We start from the raw sequence: 26500 nt of genomic DNA, 5'->3' as shown, positions 1-26500 counted from the left end.
GTCGAGCGAACGCGAGTGCTGAACCCCACAGCGACTACGCATTCAACCGAGGATGGAGTAAATGAAGCTTTCCGCTGCAGAGCTTGCGCAACTGACCTATGCGATAACGATCGATGGCAAACGAATTTCGTCTACAGAAACTGGTGCGGTAATCAACCCCGCCACTGAACAGGAATTTTGCCGCTACCCGTTAGGTTCGAGAGACGACCTCGAAGCGGCCGTTTCGGCCGCTCGCCGCGCCTTTCCGGCGTGGAGCGCGATGCCGATCGAGGAGCGCCAGCGGGCAGTTGCTGGGCTCGGCGATCTTATCGAGCGCAACTGTGAGGCATTCGTGCAGTTGCTGAGCACGGAGCAGGGCAAGAGTCGTACAGCGGCCGAATGGGAAATTGGCGGATCTGTTCACTGGTGTCGGGAAATCGCAAAGCAGCGGCTTGATGACGAGGTGTTCGAAACGGACGGCAACGAGGAGATCGTCACGCGGCATACACCTATCGGTGTGGTCGGTGGCATCACACCGTGGAATTTCCCGCTTCTGCTGGCAATCTGGAAGATTGCGCCCGCGCTGGTTGCAGGCAATACGATGGTACTCAAGCCATCGCCCTATACGCCGCTGTGCACGCTCTGGTTTGGCGAACTAGCGCAGGAAGTGTTGCCGCCCGGCGTATTGAACATCGTGTCGGGAGGTGACGATCTGGGTCGCTGGCTCAGCGAGCATCCGCAGATCGGCAAGATCTCGTTCACTGGCTCCACGGCAACCGGCAAGAAAGTGATGCAAAGCGCTGCGAGCAACCTGAAGCGGCTGACGCTGGAACTGGGCGGGAATGACCCGGGCATCGTGTTACCCGATATCGATCCAAAGGCGATCGCAAAGGATCTTTTTTGGGCATCGTTCGCAAATAGCGCGCAATTTTGCGTCGCATGCAAGCGACTCTACGTTCACGAATCCATTTACGACGACGTCACGGCCGAACTCGTCGCCTATGCGAAGGGCGTGAAGATGGGCCTGGGGCTCGAACCCGGCGTCGAACTCGGGCCGCTGCAAAACCGGATGCAATACGAGAAGGTGCGTGATCTGATTGCCGACTCGAAGTCCCAGGGGCACACGTTCCTGCTCGGCGGCGATGTATACGAGAAGCCAGGCTATTTCATTCCCGTGACGCTGATCGACAATCCGCCCGAGGATGCGCGCTGCGTAACCGAGGAAGCATTCGGGCCGGTGCTGCCATTACTGAAATGGCGCGACGTCGACGACGTCGTCGAGCGTGCGAACCGCACCATTTACGGCCTTGCCGCGTCGGTCTGGAGTCGCGACACCGAGGCCGCACAACGGATCGCCGCACGTCTGGAATCAGGGACCGTCTGGATCAACCAGGCACACGCGTTTTCACCGCATGTTGCGTTCGGCGGTCACAAGCAGTCGGGAATGGGCATCGAGAATTCACTGCACGGACTCTCGGAGTACGCCAACTTGCAGACCATCCGGCGCAAGTTGCCGATGGCGTGAAGCAGACCACGGCGCAAAAATTGGAGAACACCACCATGCGAGCTATCAGAGCTGCTGTAGTAAGGGAGAAGTCGGGCCTGTTCGAACTCGAAGAGATCCAGCTCGATGCGCCGCGCGAGCACGAGGTGCTTGTCGAGATACGCGGTACCGGCATATGTCACACCGACATGGTCGTGCGCGACCAGTACTTCCCGACGCCATTGCCGGCTGTACTCGGCCACGAAGGGGCCGGCGTCGTGGTGCAGGTGGGCGCGGCCGTCACGAAGGTCGCGCCGGGTGATCACGTCGTGCTTACCTATGCGAGTTGTGGTGTGTGCGCGAACTGCCAGAAGGGACTGTACGGCTACTGCCCGGATCTTTACGCACGCAACTTTTCAGGTGCGCGGCCTGATGGTTCGTCGCCCTGCTGTTCGGCGCACGGCGAAAAGCTCGCGGGGTACTTCTTTGCCCAGTCATCGTTCGGTGAATTCGCTCTTGCGACCGAGCGCAACGTCGTCAAAGTGCGCCACGATGTACCGATCGAGATCATGGGGCCGCTTGGCTGCGGCATCCAGACCGGTGCGGGGGCCGTGATGAACGCACTCAAGCCTGGCGCCGGGTCGAGCATTGCGGTGTTTGGTGCCGGGTCGGTCGGGCTGTCCGCGATCATGGCAGGGCGAGTGGTGGGATGCACGACGATCGTCGCAGTCGATCTCAACGCCAGCAGGCTCGCGCTCGCCGAGGAGTTGGGGGCAACACACACGATCAACGCCGCCGACGGCCATCCTGTAGAGAGAATCAAGTCGCTTACTGCGGGAGAAGGCGTTCAATATTCGCTGGAATGCACAGGGATTCCGAAGGTTGTGCGTCAGGCTGTCGATTGCCTGCGGCTGACCGGCACCTGTGGCGTGATCGGTGTCGCTCCACTGGGGACTGAGGTCGTGCTCGATCTGAATTCCATCCTGTTTGGGCGGAACGTCAGGGGAATCATCGAGGGCGACAGCATCCCGGACATCTTCATTCCGCAACTCATCGATCTATGGAAGCAGGGGCGCTTTCCGTTCGATCGGCTGATCAAAAAGTACCCACTTTCGCAAATCAACGAGGCCGTTCAAGCATCGGAGCAGGGCGAAGTATTGAAGGCGATCGTTATTCCGTGAGGGGCAGATCCGCATCTCAACATTGAAGGCCGCTTGGCAGGAACGCCGAGTGCGATTTCGGTCGCGCCGGCGTGAGGTCGGTCTTCGTCGCGGAATGGAGGAGAAGCACAATTGACCCGTCACTCGCCGTCCATCAAATAGTACTTCTAAAATCGGACGGGATTCCCGGAGGAGACATATGAAGGTCCACGCAATTCACAGCATGTGCGAGGCCGACGCACGCGCACGCAAGATTCGGTGCGCGCTCACGCTGCTGCTGGCTACCGGCGGGGTCGCGCATGCCCAGTCGTCCGTGACGCTCTACGGAATCATCGATTCAGGTATCGAGTACGTAAACAACGTCGGTGTCGCGCGTACGTCGGTATGGCGGATGCCTTCGCTTTCGGGCAACTATCCTTCCCGATGGGGGCTGACCGGAACGGAAGATCTCGGCGGCGGAAATCGGACCATTTTCACGCTCGAGAGCGGTTTCTCTCCATCGCAATGCACGTTGAATCAAGGCGGACGACTATTCGGGCGCCAGGCGTTCGTCGGTATTTCGGGCGACTGGGGTAGCCTTTCGTTCGGGCGTCAATACACGATGAGCTACCTCGTTTTCGCCGGCTCAGACGTCATGGGTCCCAATGCTTACACGTGGGCTGCGGTCGATCCGTACCTCGCGAACGCGCGGGTCGACAATTCGATCGTGTATCGCGTACGGTACAAAGGCCTCGACTTTGGCGCAACGTATAGCTTCGGGCGCGATAGTGCGGCGGCCCCGGCCGGCTCGAATTGCGGGGGGCGTTCGCCGGACGATGCCAATGCGTGCAGGGATTATTCAGCAATGCTAAAGTATGATGCGGGTTGGGGCGGGGTATCGACCTCCTACGAGCGAATCTACGGTGGACCTGGAGCAGCGGCCAGACTGACCAGCAGCAAGCTGCACGATTCCCGCGCAACGCTTAACGCATACGTAAAGATCGGGCAGGCGACGATCGGCGGCGGCTTCGTACGGCGAATCAATGACGGAAACCCAACCGAACGGCAGAGCGATGCGGTATACGCCGGTGTCAGCTATTGGTTCACACCGGCACTCATATTTGTCGTGCAGGGCGGACAGTTGACATACAAGGAAACGGACAACACGTCCAGGGTAGTCGCGCTGCGCCTGTCCTATCTCCTCTCCAAGCAAACGTCGGTTTATGTCACAGGCGGCCATGTATGGAATCAGGGACAAGCGGCCGTTGCGGTCAGTGGTACGAATGCGACCGGTGCGGATCCAGCGCCTGGACAAGGGCAATCGGGCTTCCTGTTCGGCATAAGACACAACTTTTGATTCGTTCGCGCCGTTGTCACCATTCAAGTCAAATTCGCCGGACTTCCATCTGATCGTCCGCGTGAATGCAAATGCGGGAGAGGGCCCGACGGCCACCAGGCCACGCCCCTCCGCGCATGCGCCGTATACACCAATGCCGGACCTTCGGCGCAGGGAGTTCACATGCACAATTCTGTCGGCGAATTCATCACCCGGAGCGCGCAGCGCCAACCAGACAAGGTCGCACTGATATTCGAAAGTCGAAGCTGGACGATTGCCGAACTCGATAGCGCGTCATCTGCACTGTGCGCGGGACTCGAGCGACTGGGGCTCATGCGTGGCGATTGCATCACACTGTACGCGCAGAATTGCCCCGAGTGGATAATCGGGTACTACGCCGCAGTGAAGATTGGCGCGGTGGTCAATCCGTTGAACTCGATGCTGACTGCCGACGAAGCCGCGTACGCGATGAACGATTGCGGTGCACGTGCGGTGATCGGTGCGGCCGAGAAGATCAGTGCCTTGCAAGCGGTGTCGCACAGGACCCGACTGGAATGGCAGATTGCATTCGGCGACGACGTACCTGCCGGCGCGATATCGTTCGCTGAGCTTCTTGCAGAGGAGCCGCTCCCGTCGAGGCGGTATCCGGTGGAAGGCATCAGCCTCGACGATCCGTGCTCGATCGGCTATACCTCCGGTACGACCGGGCATCCGAAAGGAGCGTTGCTGTCGCACAGAGCCATTGTCATGAATACAGCGATGACTGCCGTCATGCACGTGCGCACCGCGCATGACATCGTTGTCAGCGCGCTGCCATGCACGCATGTCTACGGCAACATCGTGATGCATACGATGTTCGCGTATGGCGGCACGCTGGTGCTGCATCGGACGTTCGACGCGGCACGGATGCTCGAAAGCATTCAGCGCTATCGCGCGACATTGTTGGAGGGAGTTCCGACGATGTACATGTACATGCTCGATTTCCCGCAGCTCGGAGAATATGACCTATCGTCTCTGATCCGGGCTACCGTAGGTGGGCAGGCAATGCCGGAAGCGAAGATGCGCGCCGTGGAGGCAGCATTCGGATGCCCACTGATCGAACTTTGGGGCATGACCGAACTCGGCGGTTTGGGCACTACACAAACGCTCTACGGACCAAAGAAGCACGGATCGATCGGAACTGCACTGCCGCACCTGCAGGCACGCATTGCCAACAGCGACGACGGCCAAAGCGTCCTCGCCGCGGGTGAAGTCGGTGAACTGCAGATACGCGGCCCGGTCACAATGCAAGGATATGTCGGGAATTCCGTTGCAACTGCTGAAACGCTGCTCGATAACGGATGGCTGCGCACGGGTGACCTGGCGCGAATGGATGAAGACGGGTTCATCTTCATCATGGACCGATCAAAAGACCTCATCATTACGGGCGGGTTCAATATTTACCCGGCGGAACTCGAGCGCGTGCTTGCTGAGCATCCGGGCGTTGCCATGGCGGCCGTCGGTCGCATCTTAGACGAGACCAAGGGTGAGCTGGCGAAGGCATATGTCGTCGCCAGATCCGGAGTAACGCTTGATGTGGCAGATCTCGAGCGGCACTGTCGTGAGAGGCTGGCCGCTTACAAGGTTCCGCGGCTCTATCAGATTGTCGATGATTTGCCCAAGACAAGCACCGGCAAGATTCTTCGAAAAGAACTGTACAAGCTCGATGAGTAATGTGCATGTCAGTGGATGGTTTCGGCAAGACGCTTATTGCAGTACTGGGCGAAACACGTACCTGCATCCGGCGCGTAAATCCGAAAAGTTTGCCAGAGCCAGTTTTTGAACAGATCGCGCGGCCTGATGTGGTGCTGCTTGTACCACGCCACGCTTGCGCAGTAGCGGTCGAGGACGTGAGCACGGATAGTTGCGAAGTCCCGCAATGTCTTTTCGACATGTCGTCCGACATGAGAGAACAGGAGAAAGAAAATGCACAGCGTCAAACAAATGATGATCCTCTTTGCCTTGGCCTCTTTGGGCGTCGGCGCGGTTACGCCCGCGTCTGCGCAAAACGCCGAAGCATCAGGCACAAACGGGACGGCCGCGGCAAAGGCTGCTGCATCCGCCACGCAGCCCACGAAGGCGCAGCGCAAGCAGGCCCGCAAGGAGGCGCGCGCGAAAAAGAACGCCGAGTTGAAGAAGCTTGAAGATTCGGGTTATCAGCCTTACCGCAGCGATCCCGATTACCCGCAGAATCTGCAAAATGCCCAGAAAAAGGCGGGGATTGGACAGGGCGCTAGCCAATAAGTTTTGTTCAATTGAATGGACCGCACACAGTACTCAGTTTCGATTCGCGAGACGGACGCCCTTGGCCTATCCCGGTTAAGCGTGCCGCACCGTCCAGCTAAACGAATATCGACGGTATTCTCTGGGCGCTCCGATTTGAATCCGCGCTGAAGCCGAGCAGAGCGCCGTTCGGGCAAACGAACATCGGCTTATTGTGCGTGTTGCGGCCCGACGCCAACGTCCCACGGATCCGGGACCGATACGTATTCAAGCATCGTGCAGGCCTGCATCTTGCGATGCGCGCTATCAGTCGGCAACCTTCCCGACACCTTCAGGTGAGTCCTTCGAGTCAGCCCGATCGTTATCGACCGTCGCTTCGTCGGCGTAATCAAGGACCGCCTTTGCTCGCGCAACCGTTCGGCGCCGCCCAGGTGCACGACGGGAATCGATGTTATGACGTCCATGCCATTGCAGAGGATGTCGAGGTACGCTTTTCTCTCGCGGAGATGTTCTTGCGATACCCGTCATAGCGCATCGAGTAGCAGGGCGATATGAAAGTTCACGACTGTGGAGCGCATGGATGACATGCGTTTTCCGCATGCGGTTTTCCGTTCTGCTATCGATGAGGATCAGGCAGAATGCCATCGCATTGGCCCTCGGGACATGGCTCGGCGTCAAGTGACGCAGATGCCAGGACCCAACGTAAGCGAGCAGGCCAATGACAAAAACAAGCTTGGAGCGGTGACATGCGGTACCTCAGAGAAGGATGGATGATGGGCGTGAAGGGAGCGGCCTGCGGCGCTGCCCTGCTCGTGAGCGGCTGCACCGACGCGCCGTCTATCAACGTGCTTGGCGCTTACTTTCCCGACTGGCTGTTTTGCATTGTCGTCGGCGTGGTGCTCACGGTGATCGTCTATCTGATTCTCGAACGCACGCAACGCAGCGATAGTGTGGGCCCCGCCGCGTTGGTCTATCCGGCTCTATTGGCGGTGCTGTCGCTTGTGGTCTGGTTGCTCGCCTCTCACTAAAACATCGTGCATTTGGCTTTATGACGACGACCGCCGGCAAAGTATCGAAGAAGAAGACCTGGCCCGCCATCGCGCTGGTATTGATCGCGACCGCGCTGCTGATCTTCGTGATCGCGCTGCTCGATCGTTCGCCGCGAACCGACGATGCGTATGCCTATGCCGACACGACAGACGTCGTGCCGGAAGTCAATGGCCGCATCGTGGCGCTTGCCGTGCACGATAACCAGGCCGTCAAGCAGGGCGACTTGCTGCTCCAGATCGATCCGCGTCCGTACCAGGACGCGCTGGCCCGCGCGAAGGCGTCCCTTGTCGCGCTGGACCGGCAGATCGAGCTCACACAGCGCACGGTCAATGCGCAGCAGTACAACGCGAAATCCGTGCAGGCCGCGGTCGAAAGCGCCCGCGCCGCCGCTGTCCAGGCGGACGATACCCTGCACCGGACCGAGCCGCTCTTGTTGCAGGGCTATGTTTCCTCCGAGGACGTCGACCGCGCGCGCACCGCCCAGCGCGCGGCCGCCGCGCAACTGAACGCCGCACGGCTGCAGGCGCAGCAGGCAGCGGCGGCCGTGAGCGGCGTCGATGCCATCGTCGCCCAGCGTGCTGTGGTCATGGCCGAGATCGCGATTGCCGAACTCAATCTCGAATACGCCACCGTGCGCGCGCCGTTCGACGGGCGGGTCGTGTCGCTGAAAACCTCCACGGGACAATTCGCGTCCGCGCTCAAGCCGGTGTTCACGCTGATCGATACGCGTCACTGGTACGTGGTGGCGAACTTCCGCGAGACCGAACTCAAAGGCGTGCACACCGGCACGCCGGCTACGGTCTATCTGATGAACGACACGAGTCAGCGGTTTCGCGGGGTGGTCGACTCCGTGAGCTACGGCGTGCTGCCGGACGAGGGCGGGCTGGCGCTGCCGGGCGGCCTGCCGCGCATTCAGCGCAGCCTCAACTGGGTGCACGTTTCGCAGCGGTTTCCGGTCAAGATCCGCGTGGAGAATCCGAACCCCGAGCTGTTTCGCGTCGGCACGTCGGCGGTTGCCGTGCTGAATCCCGGGCGTGGCAACGCAGCGGAACACGGCTGAGGGGCACCATGCGAGTCGCAGACTATGTACCGGACAGCCTGCTTCATGCAGGATCGTTCCTGCGCGGCCAGCTCGCGGCTTATCCGGGACGCACCAACATCATGCTGCGCTGCGTGCTCACGAGCGCGATCGTCATTGCGACGTCCATGGCGCTCGAGGTGCCGGAACTCCCGCTTTCGCTGTTGGTCGTGTTCTACGTGACGCAGGCGAACGTCGTGGTCACGAGGCTGGTGGGCATCATGTTCATTGTTGGCTCGACGCTCGCCATCGGCACCTCGATCCTGCTGCTGAAGTTCACGTTCGATTACCCGCTGGTGCGCATCGTGGTGGCGAGCCTGCTGTTTCTGGGCAGCGTCTATCTGATGCGCGTCCTGAAGATCGGGGTGGTGTTCTTCATCGTAGCGATCGTGATCATCTATGTGCAAACCTTCGTGGACCGGACCGACCAGGCGGAACTTCTGATTCGCGCGGTGCTGTGGGTATGGGTTGCCGTGAACTATCCGATTGCACTTACGCTGCTCATCAATTCGCTGCTGTTGCCTGCCGAACCGGAACTGCAGCTCAACGAGGAGATTCACCGGCAACTGATGGCCGTCGATGCGTCACTGGTCTGGGTGATCGACGGCGGCCCGCAGCCCGAGCCGATTTCGCTGCTTTCGGTCCAGCAAGGTGCGCTGACTCTTCAGAAGCTGCTGAAATTCGCGGCGATGCGCAGTGCGCGCGTTCGCGAGGAGCAGGTCTACCGGCTAGCCTGCATCGCAACCGTTTCGCGTCTTTATCGTGCAGCGAGCGAGCTTCAGGCGGAATCCCCCCGTGCGTCCTCGTCCTTGGCGTTCGGGGCAAACGTGTTGAGCGAGGTGGGTGCAAATTGCCGCGCGCTCGATTCGATGGTGGCGGCCGGGCAGCCATATCGTTTAGTGGGCGCCGCGTCCGTGGGGCAGCGCGATCCAGTGGCCGTGCCGGCCACGGTTGAAGAGATGCTGCGGGCACTTCACGCGTTGAGTGACGCCCATGCGCACGATGCATCCGCGCACGGCGCGCCGGCCGAGGAGCCGATGGTGGCGCCGGACGCACTGAGCAATCCGGCTTACGTGCGCTTCTCGCTGAAGACGCTCCTCGCGGTGCTGATTTGCTATGTGTTCTACAACGCGGCCGACTGGCAGGGCATTCACACGATCATGCTTACCTGTGTGATCGTCGCGTTGCCGAGCCTGGGTGCGTCCACGCAGCGCGCGATGCTGCGCATCGGCGGAGCGATGGCCGGCAGCGCGCTTGCGCTGTTCATGGTGGTGTTCGTGGTCCCGCACCTCGACAGCATCACCGGCCTGCTGCTGATGAGCTTGCCGGTGTTTGCAGCGGGGGCATGGGTGGCGGCCGGCTCCGAGCGTATCGCCTATGCGGGCATTCAGATCGTGTTCACGTTCTCGCTCGCGTTGCTTGCCGGGTTCTGGCCCACCACGAACCTCACCGAAATCCGCGACCGCATGGTGGGCATCCTGCTGGGCGTGGCCGTCTCGACGGCGATCCAGATGTCGTTCTGGCGCGAGGGCGAGGGCGATGTGCTGCGGCGGAAGCTGGCGGCCACGTTGCGTTCGGTGAGCGCGCTGCTTGCCGAGCCGGTTGCAGCCGACGCTGCAGCGGGCCAGTTGCCTTACGCGCAGCTTCAACTGCAAACGTGGATGTCGCTCGGCGACTGCGAGGCGATGCTTGCGCGTGTCGCGCTGGAGCCGAGCTGGCAGGAAGCGCCGCAGGCGCAATTGACGGTGCTCGCGCAAACGGTGCTGGGCGAGGCGCGCGAGATCATGCTGGCCGGCAATGCGCTTCACAATGCGCTCGTCGTGCGGGATCCGCGCGTGCGCGACGCTGCCTATGACGCGGCGCGGGCGGTTCTGCTGCAGGCGTCGGCCGATCTTGCGCGCTATGCGGACGGGCTTGCTGCCCAGCCGTCGGCGGCGCGCTCGCCGCGTGCGGCGGCAGCCTCGGAGGCCGTTCGTGCACTGGAGCAGGAAGCGGCACTCGACGAGCCGAGCGAGGCACAGCAGGGGCCATCGCCGCATGCATGGCTGATGGCGTGCGCGCATAACCTCATGCGGGAAATATCCGCGTTGCCGGACTGGCACGGCGAGGCGCGGTTTTCGCCCAACATTCGGGAGTCAAACGAACGTGATCCAGCCTGACCGCGTCGGTGTGAGTGGGTTGCGCAGCGTCGGCACCTGGGCCGCCGCACTAGGCTGCGCGGTAGGCTGCTTTCTGGCCGGCTGCGCGCTGATCCATGAGAATGGCAAGCCAGACGCGACCATCGCACCCGAGCAGATCCGTCTCGCCGACGATATTCATCTGGCGCGCGATGGTTGGCCTTCGGCGCGCTGGTGGACCGGCTATGGCGATCCGCAGCTCGATGCGCTCATCGATCGCTCGCTCGCCGGGGCGCCCACCATGGTGATCGCGCGTATGCGGGTGGCGCAGGCAAAATCGGATGTTCAGCTCGTGAAGGCCGGCTCAGGTCTGCAGGTGGTCGCGCTGGGCGCGATCGACCGTGAGCATGTCTCGGCGAACGGTTTTCTCGGGCCATACGCGTTGAACGAACCCGCGCTCGGGTTGACCGGTCCCTGGTACACCGAGGGTATCGTCGGATTCGGCGCCAGCCTGAACGTCGATATCTGGGGCAAGCAGCGCGCGCAAGTGGCCGCGTCGCTCGGCGTGCACAACGCGCGGATTGCAGAGACATCCGCGGTCGAGCTAGAAATCTCCACCGACGTGGCGCAGCTCTATTACGGCATTCAGACCACCTATCAGTTAATCGATCTGTTGGAACAATCGCAGGAGGTCGCGGCGTTTGCCGTCGAATCGCACAGTGCGCGTGCGGCGCGAGGCCTCGAAGCGCGTACGCGCACGGAAGAAGTACGCGCGCAACAACTCGCCGTGCAACGGCAGATCGTTGCCGCGCAAGGCCAGATCAGGCAGTTTCGCGAATCGTTGCGCGCGCTCATCGGCGCCGGAGCCGGTAACCTGCCCGATATCGAGCCGGTATCGCTGCCGCAATCGCAGGCGAGCCTGCCGCCGACGCTTGCCTACGAACTGCTCGCACGCCGTCCCGATCTGCAGGCGATGCGCTGGTACGTCGAGTCGTCGTTTGACCGGATCGACGCGGCCAAAGCCGCGTTCTATCCGACCTTCGATATCAAGGCTTTTTTCGGCTTCAACGCATTGCATCTCGCTGATATCTTCACCCATGCGAGCCAGCAGATCAATCTGATTCCCGGCCTGTACCTGCCGATTTTCGACGGCGGCCGCCTGAACGCGAACCTCAGCGGCACGCGCACGGCGAGCAACACGCTGATCGAGCAATACAACCAGGCGGTGCTCAACGCGGTGCGCGATGTGGCGATGACAGGCAGCCGTTTGCAGGACCTCGACGCAGAAGCTCGTCTGCAGCAGCAGAAGGTGGCGGCCATTGTATTTGCGAAGGACAGTGCCGAAGCGCACTATCAGCGCGGACTCGTGAGCCGGCTCGCCGCCATGGAGGCTCGGCAGCCGTGGATTGCCGAGCGCGTTGGACTGCTCGATCTCGATGGGCAGCGGATCAGCCAGCAGATCGCGCTGGCGAAGGCGCTGGGCGGTGGCTATCGCGCCGACCGGCCGGTGGAGTTCGAGCTGCGCTGAGCGCTCAGTTTCGCGGGCCCGGCAAAAGGGTCGTCCGCAACGCCACCGGGGCAGGTCGACGCGCGCGCGGGCTGCGCACAATGGTTTGCCGATCCAGGTGCGCAGACAAGCAGATCGCGCAGCGGCTCCAAGCGCAAGCGCTGGAACTGCCAGTCCAGATCCGCTGCTCCATAGTGCGCCAGTTTTAGCACGAACGCTCTTAAATGGACCCAGCCAACAAGTTGTGTCGAAACCTGGTCGACTCCCTGCTCGCGGAGCCAGATCCAGGCAACGAGCGAAGGCAGATGCGTCGTCGAATTCTCCATGTAGGATCCGCGAACCGCACCTTACCTGATGGCGCATGCAATTTTGGAATTCGCTCCATTAGCGAGTGGCTATGGCGGATTGCCTGCACCGCTTCCATACTGCTTCTCAAGCCTGCTGACGTACCCCTTGGCACTGACGCCATGCAGACGCTTCATCGAGCGGAGGACTCTATGGGAACCAGCCTGATTCAAGGCGCCATCACGTTGCCCTATGCAAGTCAACGGCCTAGGGCGACGTTGACATTTTCGTCAAGGTTATCGCTCAGCATTCCATCAAGAACAGCATGTTCGACGACGGCCGGATTCCGATTCATCACCTGCTTTCCGGAACGCCGACGGCAATTGGGCACGGTCATCCGCACGCTCCTGTCTATCGGACGGTGCTTTGTTTTCTTATGGTCCGCACGCCGCACGCCGCACGCCGCACGCCGCACGCCGCACGCCGCACGCGACCGGCTCTCCGACACGGCGGTGTGACGGTTTAGACGACAGTTGAACTCGTAGCTTCAATCTCTGCGAACGCAGTCTTGTTTAGACTGCACTTCGCAGTTGCAGGATTGGAAATGAATTCAGAAGAGAAGTCCTTGCGTCGGCTTATCGAAAAGTGGCTGGCGCCCACCCCGGCTTATCCGGTCCGCGTGACGCGAGTCGGGCGTGCGAATTTGAATCAAAGTCGGGTAGTGCTGGCCCAGACGTTCGGATCGGCAACGCCAATCGAAATTTTTTTCCGGCACGATGACGGTGCATGGCGTGTGTTCCCGCCGGCCCCAAAATGCGCCGCAATGCGTGCGTACGTGTAGCGAGATGGGGAAACAGTGTGACGGATTGCTTGCCATAGTATGTCCTGCCGCAGCAGGACGCCGTCTAACAGGACCCGCGCATAAGAGGTCCGGTCCGATGCCTGTGAACCACGTTTGGCAACGCAGTGTCGACGTGCAATGTGGTAACGAGGTCGATTATCCTCAAACGCAAGGAGAAGATGCGTTGTTCCTCACCTATCGAAAAAACAAGCCCGTTTATCTCCATGTTCGACCCGAGGACAACAACAAGCATCTCGATTGCCGGGCTCCATGTGATCACGCGATCTTATTGGGCGACTCAATCCTTGGTATGAATCCCACTACATATGAAGAGAGGCGACGGGCAGCTTCCGGAGGCGGCTTCGAGGGGCCACTTTGTCCGCTGCGCTGCATTCCATTCCTTCATCCGGAATATGTATAGCCCGTCATCGTCATTATCCGACGTCCTTATCGGGGCAACCCCGTTGACCGGGCTTGCAAGATAGTTTCGGCGCAACGCATGAATGCGTGGATTACGCTCGATATTTTGTCCGTCCGATGATGCGCAAGCCAGAGCATTGCAGTGGGTGCAGGAGGTGAGATACGCGCATAGGACACACCTTCGGCGTGCAGTTGGCACATGGAACGGGGCACTAGCGCGACGCCCACGCCAGCGGCGACGAAGTTAACCATTGAAGCCATTTGCGGAGCTTCCTGGACGACGTTAGGGCTGAAGCCGACGCTGCGGCATGCCGAGATGATGGTGTCGTAAAGCAGATTTCCGTTGCGGCGTGGATACAGGATGAATGGAGTGCTCGCCAATTCAACCAATCTCAACTCGGTACGTTCGGCCAGCGGATGTCTCGCTGGCAACGCGATCCATAAAGGTTCGTCAGGCAGGGCCACTGTGGTCAATGCACTTCTTTCGACAAGGGCTGCTCGCAAAAATGCGATGTCGAGCTTGGTGTTGGCGAGGTGGGTGAGTAACGATGAGGAAGTTTCCTCAACCAGGTTAATTTCTACGTCCGGATTGACTTCGCGGAAACTGCTGATGATGGCGGGTACCAACGGGTTGAAAGACGCCGAGCTGGTGAAGCCGATGTGGATATTGCCTTGCTCTCCGCATGCGACGCGCCGGACCGCAAGCTCCGCACGCTCAGCTTCGCGTATGGCGGCTTCGGCGTGCGGCCTGAATGCTTCACCTGCTGCAGTCAAGGCCACTCCGCGGGCCGTGCGTAGGAATAAAGGGGCCCCCAACTCCTCTTCAAGCTGCTTGATTTGCTGGCTCAGAGGAGGCTGTCCGATGCCCACGCGTTCTGCCGCCCGAGTGAAATGCAATTCCTCAGCAATCGCCAGGAAGTATCGCAGGTGTCGTAGCTCCATGTTCATATCCAGATCTAATGATTCGATGCTCTGGAATATATTGGACGACTAATAGATTGACCATTAGTATTTTCACAGGAGTCGGAGGTCACTTTGCTACTGACTTCGACCCGAAGTGAGTCTTCGAAGCGATCAAGGCGCAGGCAACATGCGCCAAAGAGGGGTAAGGGTGTGACCTCCATATGTAAGACCATCCGTCGAGCCGCGCAGTTTTTGGGTTTGATATTCGAACACTTTACGTTCCGCGGGATCAGGTGCGGGTAGGAGTATGAATTTGGAGTCCAGCAAAAATTTCATCGATGGCGAGTGGCGAGCGCCGCACAGCGAGGCGACTTTGCCAACCATAGAGCCGGCAACCGGCCGGTCATACGGCCAGATTGCCGACAGCGACGCACGGGATGTCGACGCGGCCGTCGCAGCAGCCCGAGCAGCCTATGACGTAGGGGCATGGGGACGCACCAGTGCATGTGAACGTGGTCGGCTTCTCAGTCGTTTTGGACAGCGAATAGCAGATCTCGCCGACGAACTTACGACGATGGAATCCCGTGATACGGGTAAGCCGATTCAGGTCGCAAAAGCAGACATCGCTGCATTGGCGCGCTACTTCGAGTTCTATGGCGGTGCCGCAGATAAGCTGCACGGCGAGACCATTCCCTATCAGACAGGCTATCAAGTGTCCGTGCTGCGGGAGCCTCACGGTGTCACCGGTCACATCCTGCCCTGGAACTATCCGGCGCAAATGTTCGGCCGTACGCTGGCGCCGGCGCTGGCTGCCGGGAACGCCACCGTGCTTAAGCCTGCCGAGGACGCTTGCGCTACCGCTTTGCGATTGGCGGAGGTTGCAACAGAGATCGGCTTTCCACCGGGAGCAATCAACGTCGTCACGGGAGCCGGTGCGACCGCCGGCGCGGCCCTGGCCGCGCACGGCGGGGTGGATTTCATGTCCTTCACCGGCTCGCCCCAGGTAGGGCAGATCATACAGAAGCTGTGTGCTGATCACTACATTACCTGCACGCTGGAACTGGGAGGAAAATCGCCGCAACTTGTGTTTGCCGATGCCGACTTCGACTCCACCGTTCCCGTCATCATCAACGCGATCATCCAGAATAGCGGGCAAACCTGCTCGGCTGGAAGCCGTGTGCTGGTTCAGCGTAGCGCTTACGACACCTTCGTGAAGCGTTTGGCCGATGCCTTTGTCCGCGTGCGGGTGGGTGCGCCGGAAATGAGGCGCGATTGCGGACCGATCATTACGCACAAACAGCAGACACGAGTGCAGGGCTTCATCGACGCCGCTGTACGGGCCGGCGTACCGGTGCTGGCGCAAGGGCTGATTGAGGATGGTGTCGATCCGCATGGTTTCTACACCACGCCGACGCTGTTTGGGCCGGTACCGCGCGACAACTCGTTGGCGCACGAGGAAGTCTTTGGCCCGGTGCTCTGTGTGCTGCCTTTCGAAGACGAGGCGGACGCCATTGAATTGGCCAATAGCACCGAGTACGGCCTGGCCGCCGGCATCTGGACCCGCGATGGGGCACGTCAGATTCGGGTTGGCAAGCGTCTGAGGGCAGGACAGGTTTTCATCAATTGTTACGGCGCGGGTGCTGGAATCGAGCTACCTTTCGGCGGGTCGCGAAAGAGTGGCCATGGGCGAGAAAAAGGTTTCGCCGCTCTCCACGATTTCACTACGACGAAAACCATGGTCCAGCACCACGGTTAAGCGCTGTCATACCTACATATGAGACAACCCTATGAGTCTGCAAGATAAGATCGCCATCGTGACAGGTGCAGCTGGCGGATTTGGCGCGGCTATTGCGCGACATTTTGCTGATGGTGGCGCTAAAGTCGCGCTGCTCGACCTGAATGAAGAGAAGGCGAGTGAAGTAGCCGCGCGTTTAGGCCGGGGGCGGGCCATCGCCGTTCGTGTCGACGTATCTTCGCGTGCGGAAATCGACGCTGCACTCGCGAAAGTGAGCGAGGCGTTCGGTGTACCTGACATCGTAGTCAACAATGCTGGATATACCCACCGCAATCAGTCACTTCTCGACGTGGACGAAGCGACTTTCGACCGCGTGTTCAACGTCAACGTCAAGTCGATTTTCCACATGTCCCAGGCTGTGGTGCCGGCGATGCGTGAGAACGGTGGGGGAGTAATCATAAACGTTGGTTCAGTGGCTGGCATTCGCCCTCGTCCCGGTCTGACTTGGTATAACGGTTCCAAGGGGGCGGTCAATATACTTTCCAAGTCACTCGCAGTCGAATTGGCGCCGTGGAAAATTCGAGTCAATGCGATCTGCCCGGTGATCGGGGCCACTGGCATGTTGGAGTCGTTTTTAGGCGTACCTGACACGACGGAGGCGCGCAAGAAATTCGTTGACACAATTCCGTTAGGGCGTTTGTGCGAGGCGGACGACGTTGCGCAAGCCGCTTGCTATCTCGCAACCGCCAATTTCCTTACCGGCATCGAGTTGCCGGTCGATGGTGGTCGGACGATCTGAATAGAAAAAAGACAGATAGACACGGAGTAGACAATGACCAGAGATGACGCCGATGCGGTCAATCATGCACCTTTCGATGTTTCCGGTTTGGCTGTGCTGGACGATCAGCAGGTCGGCCACATTCGCAATATACATAACCTTGCCAACCAGTTTTCAGGCGATTGGTCGTACATGGGCGGGCCCGATTCATGGCATGCAGGCGGGACCATTTTCAAGCAACTCGGTGCGCTGTACTGGGCCCTTGCCCTCGCGCATTATCACCATCTGCCCGCAGCCCCAGGTGCATTTCGCGAAACGTCGATCAAGCTCATTGAGAAGATGCGCCGCGTCGATGTCTGGAATTATTGGCGAGACATGAGTACATCTGGGCCCTGGTATGACAAGACACTCAGCGGGCCGCGTCAAGGTTGGATTGATCCCGTCGTCAAAGAAAATATCATGTATAGCGGTCGATTGGCGGTGATGGCCGGTCTGCATGCCGTCCTGTTCGACGACGACCGCTACGAAAAACCAGGTGGTCTCAATCTTGAATATCCCTTCCCCTATGGCGGAGGGCCGCTGACTTTCGAGTACGACCTTGGCTCTCTCAACGAGAGGATCTATTGGCAAATGGCGGAGACTGGGTTCCTCGGCGTTTCGTGTGAGCCGAACATGACCTTCGTCGTCTGCAATCAGTACGCAATCATTGGCCAGCGTCTCAACGACATCCGGCGGGGAACAAATATAACGACGGATCTCACGCGAAGCTTCCAGTCGGCATGGGAGCAGAAAGGTTGGATCACCGATAAGGGTAAGTTGGTCGTCTTCTATAAACCGACTGAGGATTTCAAACTTGAACCCGGTTATGCGAGCGTTTGGGATGCCTATTCCCTGACATTCATGAACACATGGAATCCGGTAATCGTACGGGAGTTTTACGCACGGAACTTCGATGAAGTCTTCAGGGAAGGCCCCGATGGGACAATCTCGATCTGGCCTATGCAATTGGCCGAACAGGTGCACGCAGCCATTGCATCAGACAAGGATCCGGAGGTATGCGTAGATTTTCGTCGGCATGTTTTCAACACCGGCTATTACGATCTCGCCTTCATTCTCCCGTTCATTTCCGAGGTCGGCGACAAGGAACGCCTCGCCGGACTCCTCGCTCATGCCGATCGTTTCATGCAGCCGTCGTGGCGTGACGGAGGGCTTTATTATCCGCGCAATGACGTCAGCTGGAACGACGAAGGCCACCTCACCTATATGGATCCATGGTGCGGAAACGGGTCGATCGCTCACGCGCGTCTTAACGTGAAGGATGGGTTGCGCACGCTTTACAACCATCCATGGGAGGAGGAGCATTTCAAGCAGCCTGCGTTACACGGGCTGAGCGAAAAGATCGACGTCCTGCGCGCGATCTTCTCGAGGGAACGCGACGCGCTGGTCTTGACGTTGAGAAGTATTGGGGCCGATCGGACCGCCCGCCTGGAGATCGGCAACGCGCGTGGTCGTTCGGGCAATTGGACGCTATACAGGAACGCGATGAAAGTTGCGTCCGGCAACGCGAGTCGAATCGACGCTTGTGATGCTGTTCATGTTCAATGGCAAGATGAGTTGCTGCTGATCGAGGCGTCTGTGGGTGAGACAACGAATTTCATTTTGATGTGGAGTTGAACGATGAGTGCACCTGTAGGGGGCGCCTTTGCGCTCACCAATCATTTCAGACAGCCAGTGACTGATGCTAGTTTTCACGGAAAGTATGCGCTACTGTTTTTCGGCTTCACGCATTGTAAAGTGGTATGTCCGCGCGCACTTGCGCGGATCTCCCAGGCGCTGGATTTGATCGGGGACCTGGCTGACGAGATTCAACCTCTCTACATCACCGTCGACCCCGAGCGCGATAGCCCAGAAGTTATGCAAGCCTTCCTCGAACGGACTAATCCGCGTTTCCTTGGCTTGACGGGGGATCGGGAGCATATAACTGCTGTCAAAAGCACGTACAAAGTTTACGCGGAACGCAAAGATGATCCTGATGCGCCGGACGGGTATGTGGTGCCGCATACCGCATTCTCTTTCCTCCTCGACCGGAAGGGCGCTTACCTGGCCCATTTTGTCGATGCGGGTAATGCGCAGGAGCTTGCGGAAAAATTAAAGCAGTTGGTTCTGCCAGAGAGGGCGGGATGACACGGCGTGTCACCTCTCCGTGGTCTTGTACCGCTTTTTCTGTGACATTCATGGTTTTGGGATTTTACGTCGATATATTGAGGAATCCAACAGGATCGGTGATCGCCGTTTGTAGCTCGTCGAATTCGCTGGTCGATAGCTTTCGCCTGCACATTGCCATGATGCCAGCTGCACACCTTGGCATGCTGCTTGCACCTTTCTTCCTTGTAGCGACGGATTTTGGTCGGACCGCCAGAAATCCGATCGGTACGATGGTCCGTACGGGGGGCTTTCTGCTGGAAATGTTGTCTGCCGAGATCGTTGTGCTTTACTTCATAGACGGCGCACAGAGTCCTATCTTCATGATGCTCGCAATGGCGGGCATTATGAGCGTGTTTGCCTGCATCAGGAGTATTTTGAAAAACTGCGGCCGAAGCAACCGCGCAGTTGGTGGTGAAAGAACGATCGGCTACGAAGTGTACTCCTGCGGTGACTAGTCCGCAGAATCGACCGCGCGCAATTCCAGTTGAATAACCAGTATCGGGAACGAAACACCTTGCACGCTAATGGTCGACGAGTTTCCAGCGGAATGAAAAAGACTTGTGATGGAGTAGTCGCCGTACAAAGCTAGTGTCTGTTTATATAAAATAATTAGTAATACTATAAATTAAATGGAGACATATCGACGATGAAGATAAGCAAAATGAAACTCGCGACGAGCGCCATCTTCGTTGCAATGGCCAGTACATCGCACGCTCAGTCCAGCGTTACGCTATACGGGATCGCTGGCGCCGCAATTCAATTTTCCAGCAAGACGGTGAATGCGTCGGGTGGCAATGCAGGCAAGACATTCGCCGTGGCCGACGCCGGCAATGGGCCGTCGTTGTTCGGCATTCAGGGTGTCGAGGACCTCGGCTCAGGAATGAAGGCGGAGTTTAAGATCGAAAGTGGTATCAACATGACCAATGGTGGTTTCAACAGCTCCAATGGAAACTTCTTCGGACGGCAGGCCTGGGTTGGGCTCGAGGGAAACTTTGGTATGGTCAAGGCTGGCTTGCAATTTTCTCCGTTTTTCACCGCCCTGTACGCATCCGATCCCCGTCAGCATTCCGAATTCGGCAGCGGTTTGGTGCTCTATGGCGATAACGTGGCCGTCACCGGCGCCTTCAATTCCAACGCGGTGTCGTACACGAGCCCAAAGCTTGCGGGTTTCCAGGGGCAAGCGATGCTCGCGCTCGGTGGGAAGGCGGGCGATTTTTCGGCTGGACGTCAGTGGTCAACCAGTCTCAAGTATGAAAATGCCTCGCTCATGATCAACGCGGCGTTCTATGACGGAAATAGTGGAGGCACAGTCCAGACTCCCGTCCCAACCACCGTTGCGTTCGAAGGGCGAACCGTGGGAGCCGCGTATACGTTCGGACCTTTGATCGTCAAGGCTTCCTTTGTCAATTACAAAGTGGCTCACTCTTTCAATGCCAATGTCTATGGGGGCGGAGCCAAATATCAGATCACGCCTTTTGTCGATGTGAATGGTGGCGTGTGGTACACCAGTGACCGAAACGACACATCGAATCACTCGGTGCTAGCCGCCGTGGGGACGGACTACTATGCTTCCAAGCGAACGTCACTTTATGCTCAGGTCGCGGTTGTGAACAATCACGGTGCAATGAACACCGGACTGGCCGTGAACAACGTAAGCTTTATCAGAGAGGTATCAGGCACCTCCGTCGGCGGCAACATCGGGATACGGCATTCCTTCTGAGAGGCCGTTTGAAAAGACTCATCTTTGTGATCGGTCGTTCTCCAGAATTCCGGAGGGCGGGGGATTTTTTGTCGCCATGCTGTCCGTGGCCGGCGGCAGCACTGAGATGTCGGCGAAATTCTGGGAAGGTTATTCGACGATGCGCGGCAGTGCGCTGCTGGCGTGATTAATCGATACCAGCGCGTGCTTTTCGACTGAACACCATTCAAAAAATTTAACGCAACACTTGGAAATCCAGACTTTCATGGCCGATCACCCAAGCCTCGCCCTCGCGACATTTGCCGCGCAACTGGACTTCGAAAGCATCCCGTCGGGTGTCGTCGAACGTACTGTGAATCTGTATGTGGACTGGCTTGGCGCGGCGCTTGCCGGCAAAGGCGCGCGGCCCGTCGAAACGATCGCGCAGTTTGCGCGCGGGGCGGGCGGCGGGTTGGAAGGTCCATCGGAAGTCTTGATCGACCGCACGCGCGCAACGCCGTATTTCGCGGCGATGGTGAACGCGGCGGCTTCGCACTTTGCCGAACAGGACGACGTGCACAATGGATCGGTGTTCCATCCGGCGACCGTCGTGTTTCCTGTCGCGCTCGCGTTGGCACAGGCGCATCATGTGTCGGGCCGCGGGTTTATCGCTGCTGTCGTGGTGGGTTATGAAACCGGTATCCGCATCGGTGAGTTCCTCGGGCGCTCCCACTACAAGGTATTTCACACGACCGACACTGCCGGCACGCTGGCCGCAGCGGCGACCGCGGGACGGCTGCTTGGCCTCACGCCGTCACAGATGGTCGACGCGTTCGGCTCGGCGGGCACGCAGGCGAGCGGACTATGGGAGTTCTTGCGCGACGCGGCCGATTCGAAGCAGTTGCATACGGCGATGGCCGCTGCAAATGGGCTGATGGCCGCGCAATTTGCCGCCGACGGCTTCAAGGGCGCGACGCGAATTCTCGAAGGCGACAAGGGGGTGGCTGCCGGCATGTCGACCGACGCCGATCCGGCACGTCTCACCGATGGTCTCGGCACACGCTGGGCGACCGCGGAGACGTCGTTCAAGTATTACGCCGCGTGCCGCCACACGCACCCGGCCGCCGACGCATTGTTTGCGGTGGTCCGGCAACATGCCCTCGCGCCGGACGACATCGTGAACGTCACGGCGCATGTGCATCAGGGCGCACTCGACGTGCTTGGCGTGGTAGTTGTGCCGAGCACCGTGCATCAGGCGGAGTTCAACATGGGCACGGTGTTGGGTCTTGTTGTGCATCACGGCTATGCGGGCGTTTCGGAGTTCGAAAATGACTTTTCTGCGGACACGATTGCCACATTTCGCGACAAGGTGCCGATGGTCTACGACGATGAAGTCGACTACGCGTATCCGGCGCGCTGGATCGGCAAGGTGACGGTGACGACTCGGGACGGGCGCACGCTCGCAGGCCGCGTCGATGAACCGAAGGGGGATCCGGGCAACACGCTGTCGCGCGACGAACTGGCGACGAAGCTGCGACGTCTCGTGGCGTTCTCCGGTGCGGCATCGCAAGAGGAAGTGTCGCGGCTGCTGGATCGCGCGTGGCAGATCGTATCGCAGCCACGTGTGACGGGAGTGCTCGAGGGGGGCGGTGTGGCTGAGCTCGATGCGAGTGCTCAGGCAGCCGCTAACGTCAGCGAGACAGCCAGGGGGGCTGCGTGAGCGCCGGGTTGCCGCGATCGTATCTGTTCGTGCCGGGCAACCGGCACGAGCGGTTCGACAAGGCGCGCGCCGCGGGTGCCGATGCAGTGATTCTCGACCTCGAAGACGCTGTGCCCCCGAGGACAAACCCGCTGCGCGCACGGCGGTGGTTCGCGTGCTCGACGCGTTGACCGTGGCTGGTGCGTCCGGTGAGGCGCGATGCGTGATGGTACGTATCAACGCCTTCGATACACCGTGGTTCGCCGACGACGTGGCCGCGCTCGCCGGTCACGCCGGCGTTGCCGGTATCGTGTTGCCGAAAGCCGAAATGCGGACGCAGATAGAAGCGGTGCTCGCGCACGCACATGGCGGCTTAACCGTGCTGCCGATCATCGAAACCGCGCGTGGCATCGCGAATGTGAGCGAGCTATGCGGCTCGCCGCACGTCACCCGCATGGTATTCGGCACGCTGGATTTTCAGATGGACCTCGGGATCGAAGGCGATGACGAAGTGCTGAACGCATTCCGCTCACAGATCGTGCTGGCGTCAAGGCTCGCGAATCTTGCGGCACCGGTCGATGGCGTGAGCACTGCACTTGACGACGCCGCCGTCATCGAAGCTGACGCACGACGCGGACGCCGCTTCGGCTTCGGTGGCAAGCTGTGCATTCATCCAAAGCAGATCGACCCGGTGCATTGCGCGTACGCGTGGAGCAATGCGGAGCAAACGTGGGCGCGGCGTGTGCTGGAAGCGATCGAATTGAGCGGGGGTGCGGCAGTCCAACTCGATGGAAAAATGGTGGATTTGCCAGTAATTCGTAAAGCAAGGCAGATCATGGGTGCCACGTGAGATAGGGCACTTGGCTCGTTGCCCACGTGTGTCGATAGCGAGGCCGCGACCCGCTCGTGGCGGTTCGCGGCTCCATTCACAACAATGTTTGCAACTGGCCGTGGGTTTCCATCGAAGCCTTCATGCTGAAATGCCGGTGGTTGCCCTTCTTGGTCTGATGCATCTTGGCGTCGCGCTCTCCGTCATGGTTCTTCGTCGAAATCGGCGCAGCAATCAGCGTAGCATCGAGCACCGTGTCTTCCTTGAGCAGGTAGCCGTTGGCACCGACTTGCGCATTCTCTGTCTTCAGAAATTGGTCGGCATTGGGGACATTCATGGCGAGGTCGGGGAACCAAATTTTCCGCGCGCAGGGGTCCGCAGAATCGCGGTGGCCGTGGACGGGGTGTCGACAATTTTTTCCGATGCGTCGACGATTGGAATGCAAGCGCGAGACGGACGCTGCTTCGGTGTCGCCGGCAAGCGATTTATCGAACCGCAGCTAAAGACGCGGTGCATCGCGCTGCTGTGTGAGTCGGCGCCGAACGAAACGGGTTCTCAGCGTTGACATGTCGGTTCGATTTGGAACGTCTTCATCAGGCGCCCCATATCGTGTAGTCGGCACGCGGCAGCACGTACGAAAGGCTGCCACGAAAAAAAGTTCGTGCAACGCCAGACGTCTTCCTATGGAAGAATAAAATGCTGAGCAGCCTTACTGCTGCTCGGCCTGGACCAGGCGCTCCAGCATCCGCCTCGCCGCACGCGGAGCCCGATCAAAAACAGCCAGATCGATCATCTTGACGCCCTCGCCATCGCCGTGCCAGTTGCGCTGCTGGTCTTCCATCAGCACCTTATCCTCCAGAATCGGCCTTTGAAACTCCTCAGCAATGGTTTCGGTCAAGGATGCGTTGTCGAGTGGAAAGTCGCGATTCATGGCGGAGAATTTCAGGTGCGTTGTATCGGTTTCTGGCGTGCAAGGACCGACCACTCGCAAATGCCGAACCTGCGCAGGATCGGTGTTGCCGACGGGCTCAAAGGTCATCTGAAGCCTCAGGGGTTATCGGTGAAACAGGCGTATGCGATACATGAGAGGTACAACGAAAAAGTTGCCAGCAGACGTGGTTGTGCAGGAGGAGGCAGGCCAGCGCGGGGAAGGGATCACGCGGATATCGAAGAAGCGTGCACGCTCGCCCACAGAAAAAGCAGCGGTGCGCCAGGCGCTGATCGAGGCCGGCCGACGCGTTTTTGCGACGCGGGACTACGCCAAGGTGTCGTTGCGAGGCATTGCCGCTGATGCTGGTTACGCCCCAACTATCGTCTATCACTACTTCGCCGACCGGCAAGCGCTGTTTGTCGCTAGCAGGGAAACGGATCTGGCGGACGCAATCGCCGAGATTGCCGCGGTGGCACAGCGCGGGACGGACCCTGCCGCGCGCCTTCGCAAATTGTTAGTCACCATGCTGCGTCATTGGCGCGCGCACTTCGAGCAATACGAGATCCTGCTCTCTGGTTCGCCCCGAACCGGCGAGATGTCGAAGTCTGGCGATGGCGCCCCATTTGGACAATCCGAAGTGGCCATTCGTGCGTACGAGCAGTATCGAGCCGCTGTCCGTGATTTCTTCGATACGCTGCCGTGCTACCCGATGCCGCTAAAGTTAGCCACCGACAGCTTTGTTGTGGCGATTCACGGCGCGGTAGCCGTTCCGATGCACCTGGAGACCAGGAAATGGTCGTCCGGGGAGAAACTGGCAATCACGATTGCCGATACGTTCATCGCGGCGTGGACCGCAGCCGCGAATCAGCCGTCGGAATAGGCACATCGCCATCCCCGGCGGAGAGGGGGCTGTTACGTTGTTGGCAGCGAAGCGGGCGCAGCCCGTTCCGCATCAACGCGACGACTTGAGCAATGCTGCTTTCTCGCCGCAATCGTTCCTGTTCGTGCCGGTTATCCCGCCCATCGAAAGCGCAATCGGGGACGACCGGCGACCAGCTCAGACTGTGCCGGTCCGGTGCAACTCCTGAATGCGGTCCTCGGCGTACCCAAGCTCCTGCAAAATCATGTCGGTGTGTTGGCCAAGCGCGGGTACCGGGTCCATGCGGGGGCCGTCTTCCTGCGTGAGGCCGGGGGGATACAGGGCGGGGATTTCACCGGCCGGCGTAGCGACCCGGGTCCAGCGTTTTCTCGCGACGAGTTGCTCGTGCGCCCAGACCGCCTGCATGTCGTTCATATGGGCGTTTGCAATCCTGGCCTCCTCGAGACGTTCAATGACCTGTCGCGCTGTCAGGCTGGTGAACGCTTCCTTGATGAGATGGCCGAGTTCGGCGCGGTTCGCGACGCGGCGGCTGTTTGAGCAGAAACGGGCGTCGACCGCGAGGCCCGGCTTCTGGATCACCGTTTCGCAGAAGCTCTTCCATTCCCGTTCGTTCTGGAGGCCGAGCATCACCGTTTTGCCGTCGCCGGCCTTGAACGAACCGTACGGATAAATCGTCGCATGCGAGGCGCCAGTGCGTTCGGGAGGCGTCTGGCCGTCCATCGTGTAGTACAACGGGTAGCTCATCCACTCGACCATGCTTTCCAGCATCGATACATCAATGCGCCGGCTGCGCCCGGTCTTCCCGCGTTCGATGAGCGCCGCAAGAATGTTGGTGTACGCATGCATGCCTGCCGCGATGTCGGCGATTGAACAGCCCGCCTTCGCTGGCTCACCTTCTGAGCCAGTGATGCTGAGAAAGCCCGACTCACTCTGAATAAGCAGGTCGTAGGCCTTCTTGTCGCGGTAGGGGCCGTCGAGCCCATAGCCGGAGATGTCGCAGACAATCAGTTTCGGGTAGCGTGCCTGCAGGGCCTTGTAGTCGAGCCCGAGGCGCTGCGTGGCGCCAGGCGCGAGATTCTGCACGAACACATCGGCGTTGGCCAGCAGGCCATGGACGACTTCCATGGCTTCCGGTCGCTTGACGTCCAGGGTGATGCTTTCCTTCGAGCGGTTTGTCCACACGAAGTGCGACGCGAGCCCGTGGACGCGCTCGTCGTAGTTACGTGCGAAGTCGCCGGTGCCGGGGCGTTCGACCTTGATGACGCGGGCTCCGAGGTCTGCGAGTTGGCGTGTACAGAACGGCGCCGCAATCGCGTGCTCGAACGTGATGACCTTGATTCCTTCGAGAGGGCGCATGGTCGGAGA

21 protein-coding genes and 2 pseudogenes are annotated in these 26500 nt (G+C 59.6%); 18 read left to right on the top strand and 5 right to left on the bottom strand.

Annotated elements, in window-relative coordinates:
• Positions 1 to 61 precede the first annotated feature (61 nt).
• From B0G76_RS12990 to B0G76_RS12940, 9 genes are all read left to right on the top strand, one after another.
• Positions 62 to 1504 (top strand): aldehyde dehydrogenase family protein, encoded by a 1443-nt coding sequence (locus B0G76_RS12990; RefSeq protein ID WP_120292665.1) that lies wholly within the window; start codon positions 62 to 64, stop codon positions 1502 to 1504.
• A gap of 35 nt (positions 1505 to 1539) precedes the next feature.
• Entirely contained in the window at positions 1540 to 2643 is a 1104-nt protein-coding gene (locus B0G76_RS12985) for an NAD(P)-dependent alcohol dehydrogenase (protein WP_120296346.1), read from the top strand.
• A 202-nt stretch (positions 2644 to 2845) separates the two neighbouring features.
• Positions 2846 to 3958 carry a porin gene (locus B0G76_RS12980; RefSeq protein ID WP_120296345.1) on the top strand — a complete coding sequence of 371 codons (1113 nt, stop codon included), beginning with the start codon at positions 2846 to 2848 and terminating at the stop codon, positions 3956 to 3958.
• Positions 3959 to 4120: 162 nt separating this feature from the next.
• Positions 4121 to 5650, top strand: a complete 1530-nt coding sequence (locus tag B0G76_RS12975) for a class I adenylate-forming enzyme family protein (protein ID WP_120292663.1) — start codon at positions 4121 to 4123, stop codon at positions 5648 to 5650.
• Between the two features lie 252 nt (positions 5651 to 5902).
• Positions 5903 to 6220, top strand: a complete 318-nt coding sequence (locus B0G76_RS12965; RefSeq protein ID WP_120292659.1) for a DUF4148 domain-containing protein — start codon at positions 5903 to 5905, stop codon at positions 6218 to 6220.
• A 725-nt stretch (positions 6221 to 6945) separates the two neighbouring features.
• The gene (locus B0G76_RS12955) at positions 6946 to 7227 is read left to right on the top strand and encodes a YtcA family lipoprotein (protein WP_259460564.1); all 282 of its coding nucleotides are present in this window, start codon (positions 6946 to 6948) and stop codon (positions 7225 to 7227) included.
• Between the two features lie 20 nt (positions 7228 to 7247).
• Positions 7248 to 8309 (top strand): multidrug transporter subunit MdtN, encoded by a 1062-nt coding sequence (gene mdtN / locus B0G76_RS12950; RefSeq protein ID WP_120292655.1) that lies wholly within the window; start codon positions 7248 to 7250, stop codon positions 8307 to 8309.
• An 8-nt stretch (positions 8310 to 8317) separates the two neighbouring features.
• Entirely contained in the window at positions 8318 to 10486 is a 2169-nt protein-coding gene (locus tag B0G76_RS12945) for an FUSC family protein (protein WP_120292653.1), read from the top strand.
• Between the two features lie 19 nt (positions 10487 to 10505).
• On the top strand, positions 10506 to 11972 hold the full coding sequence (locus tag B0G76_RS12940; RefSeq protein WP_120296343.1) for an MdtP family multidrug efflux transporter outer membrane subunit: 1467 nt from the start codon (positions 10506 to 10508) through the stop codon (positions 11970 to 11972).
• Positions 11973 to 12495: 523 nt separating this feature from the next.
• Here the strand turns inward: B0G76_RS12940 and B0G76_RS42860 are convergent.
• Positions 12496 to 12633, bottom strand: a complete 138-nt coding sequence (locus B0G76_RS42860) for a hypothetical protein (RefSeq protein ID WP_183082042.1) — start codon at positions 12631 to 12633, stop codon at positions 12496 to 12498.
• Between the two features lie 891 nt (positions 12634 to 13524).
• Positions 13525 to 14439 (bottom strand): LysR family transcriptional regulator, encoded by a 915-nt coding sequence (locus tag B0G76_RS12915; RefSeq protein ID WP_120296342.1) that lies wholly within the window; start codon positions 14437 to 14439, stop codon positions 13525 to 13527.
• 274 nt (positions 14440 to 14713) lie between these two features.
• On the opposite strand from B0G76_RS12915, the gene B0G76_RS12910 reads away from it, so the two are divergent.
• The 8 genes and pseudogenes from B0G76_RS12910 to B0G76_RS12875 all read left to right on the top strand — a co-directional run bounded on the left by B0G76_RS12910 (position 14714) and on the right by B0G76_RS12875 (position 23345).
• A complete protein-coding gene (locus B0G76_RS12910; RefSeq protein ID WP_120296341.1) occupies positions 14714 to 16156 on the top strand; it encodes an aldehyde dehydrogenase family protein in 1443 nt (480 codons plus the stop codon).
• A gap of 31 nt (positions 16157 to 16187) precedes the next feature.
• The gene (locus B0G76_RS12905) at positions 16188 to 16934 is read left to right on the top strand and encodes an SDR family oxidoreductase (protein WP_120292643.1); all 747 of its coding nucleotides are present in this window, start codon (positions 16188 to 16190) and stop codon (positions 16932 to 16934) included.
• Between the two features lie 33 nt (positions 16935 to 16967).
• A complete protein-coding gene (locus tag B0G76_RS12900; protein ID WP_120292641.1) occupies positions 16968 to 18587 on the top strand; it encodes a hypothetical protein in 1620 nt (539 codons plus the stop codon).
• Between the two features lie 3 nt (positions 18588 to 18590).
• The gene (locus B0G76_RS12895; protein ID WP_120292639.1) at positions 18591 to 19097 is read left to right on the top strand and encodes an SCO family protein; all 507 of its coding nucleotides are present in this window, start codon (positions 18591 to 18593) and stop codon (positions 19095 to 19097) included.
• Entirely contained in the window at positions 19094 to 19573 is a 480-nt protein-coding gene (locus B0G76_RS12890) for a hypothetical protein (RefSeq protein ID WP_147394042.1), read from the top strand. The genes B0G76_RS12895 and B0G76_RS12890 overlap by 4 nt, the downstream gene beginning before the upstream one ends.
• Before the next feature lie 191 nt (positions 19574 to 19764).
• Complete coding sequence (locus B0G76_RS12885; protein ID WP_120292635.1) at positions 19765 to 20838, top strand: porin; 1074 nt, start codon at positions 19765 to 19767, stop codon at positions 20836 to 20838.
• A 244-nt stretch (positions 20839 to 21082) separates the two neighbouring features.
• Positions 21083 to 22516, top strand: coding sequence for an MmgE/PrpD family protein (locus tag B0G76_RS12880; RefSeq protein ID WP_120292633.1), 1434 nt, complete (start codon positions 21083 to 21085; stop codon positions 22514 to 22516).
• Positions 22513 to 23345 (top strand): annotated as a pseudogene (locus tag B0G76_RS12875) (HpcH/HpaI aldolase/citrate lyase family protein). The gene B0G76_RS12880 and the pseudogene B0G76_RS12875 overlap by 4 nt, the downstream one beginning before the upstream one ends.
• A gap of 115 nt (positions 23346 to 23460) precedes the next feature.
• Here B0G76_RS12875 and B0G76_RS12870 read toward each other — a convergent pair.
• Positions 23461 to 23586: pseudogene (locus B0G76_RS12870) on the bottom strand (IS5/IS1182 family transposase); the annotation flags it as partial.
• Positions 23587 to 24033: 447 nt separating this feature from the next.
• Positions 24034 to 24363 (bottom strand): hypothetical protein, encoded by a 330-nt coding sequence (locus B0G76_RS12865; RefSeq protein WP_120292629.1) that lies wholly within the window; start codon positions 24361 to 24363, stop codon positions 24034 to 24036.
• Between the two features lie 166 nt (positions 24364 to 24529).
• On the opposite strand from B0G76_RS12865, the gene B0G76_RS12860 reads away from it, so the two are divergent.
• The gene (locus B0G76_RS12860) at positions 24530 to 25135 is read left to right on the top strand and encodes a TetR/AcrR family transcriptional regulator (RefSeq protein WP_183082040.1); all 606 of its coding nucleotides are present in this window, start codon (positions 24530 to 24532) and stop codon (positions 25133 to 25135) included.
• Positions 25136 to 25312: 177 nt separating this feature from the next.
• Here B0G76_RS12860 and B0G76_RS12855 read toward each other — a convergent pair whose 3' ends face one another.
• Positions 25313 to 26491: a CaiB/BaiF CoA-transferase family protein gene (locus tag B0G76_RS12855; RefSeq protein ID WP_120292625.1), complete on the bottom strand. Its 1179-nt coding sequence runs from the start codon at positions 26489 to 26491 to the stop codon at positions 25313 to 25315.
• Positions 26492 to 26500: the final 9 nt, after the last annotated feature.

It is taken from the genome of Paraburkholderia sp. BL23I1N1 (genome assembly GCF_003610295.1).
Classification (GTDB): domain Bacteria; phylum Pseudomonadota; class Gammaproteobacteria; order Burkholderiales; family Burkholderiaceae; genus Paraburkholderia.
This window is presented reverse-complemented; position numbering and strand designations above follow the sequence as displayed.

What these genes read in the sequence shown, in the direction of transcription:
- B0G76_RS12855 (WP_120292625.1), bottom strand. Translation starts at nt 26,491, where the DNA reads ATGCGCCCTCTCGAAGGAATCAAGGTCATCACGTTCGAGCACGCGATT.
- B0G76_RS12985 (WP_120296346.1), top strand. Translation starts at nt 1,540, where the DNA reads ATGCGAGCTATCAGAGCTGCTGTAGTAAGGGAGAAGTCGGGCCTGTTC.
- B0G76_RS12915 (WP_120296342.1), bottom strand. Translation starts at nt 14,439, where the DNA reads ATGGAGCTACGACACCTGCGATACTTCCTGGCGATTGCTGAGGAATTG.
- B0G76_RS12975 (WP_120292663.1), top strand. Translation starts at nt 4,121, where the DNA reads ATGCACAATTCTGTCGGCGAATTCATCACCCGGAGCGCGCAGCGCCAA.
- B0G76_RS12880 (WP_120292633.1), top strand. Translation starts at nt 21,083, where the DNA reads ATGGCCGATCACCCAAGCCTCGCCCTCGCGACATTTGCCGCGCAACTG.
- B0G76_RS12955 (WP_259460564.1), top strand. Translation starts at nt 6,946, where the DNA reads ATGCGGTACCTCAGAGAAGGATGGATGATGGGCGTGAAGGGAGCGGCC.
- B0G76_RS12890 (WP_147394042.1), top strand. Translation starts at nt 19,094, where the DNA reads ATGACACGGCGTGTCACCTCTCCGTGGTCTTGTACCGCTTTTTCTGTG.
- B0G76_RS12895 (WP_120292639.1), top strand. Translation starts at nt 18,591, where the DNA reads ATGAGTGCACCTGTAGGGGGCGCCTTTGCGCTCACCAATCATTTCAGA.
- mdtN (WP_120292655.1), top strand. Translation starts at nt 7,248, where the DNA reads ATGACGACGACCGCCGGCAAAGTATCGAAGAAGAAGACCTGGCCCGCC.
- B0G76_RS12905 (WP_120292643.1), top strand. Translation starts at nt 16,188, where the DNA reads ATGAGTCTGCAAGATAAGATCGCCATCGTGACAGGTGCAGCTGGCGGA.
- B0G76_RS12990 (WP_120292665.1), top strand. Translation starts at nt 62, where the DNA reads ATGAAGCTTTCCGCTGCAGAGCTTGCGCAACTGACCTATGCGATAACG.
- B0G76_RS12965 (WP_120292659.1), top strand. Translation starts at nt 5,903, where the DNA reads ATGCACAGCGTCAAACAAATGATGATCCTCTTTGCCTTGGCCTCTTTG.
- B0G76_RS12865 (WP_120292629.1), bottom strand. Translation starts at nt 24,363, where the DNA reads ATGACCTTTGAGCCCGTCGGCAACACCGATCCTGCGCAGGTTCGGCAT.
- B0G76_RS12945 (WP_120292653.1), top strand. Translation starts at nt 8,318, where the DNA reads ATGCGAGTCGCAGACTATGTACCGGACAGCCTGCTTCATGCAGGATCG.
- B0G76_RS12980 (WP_120296345.1), top strand. Translation starts at nt 2,846, where the DNA reads ATGTGCGAGGCCGACGCACGCGCACGCAAGATTCGGTGCGCGCTCACG.
- B0G76_RS12885 (WP_120292635.1), top strand. Translation starts at nt 19,765, where the DNA reads ATGAAGATAAGCAAAATGAAACTCGCGACGAGCGCCATCTTCGTTGCA.
- B0G76_RS12900 (WP_120292641.1), top strand. Translation starts at nt 16,968, where the DNA reads ATGACCAGAGATGACGCCGATGCGGTCAATCATGCACCTTTCGATGTT.
- B0G76_RS42860 (WP_183082042.1), bottom strand. Translation starts at nt 12,633, where the DNA reads ATGACCGTGCCCAATTGCCGTCGGCGTTCCGGAAAGCAGGTGATGAAT.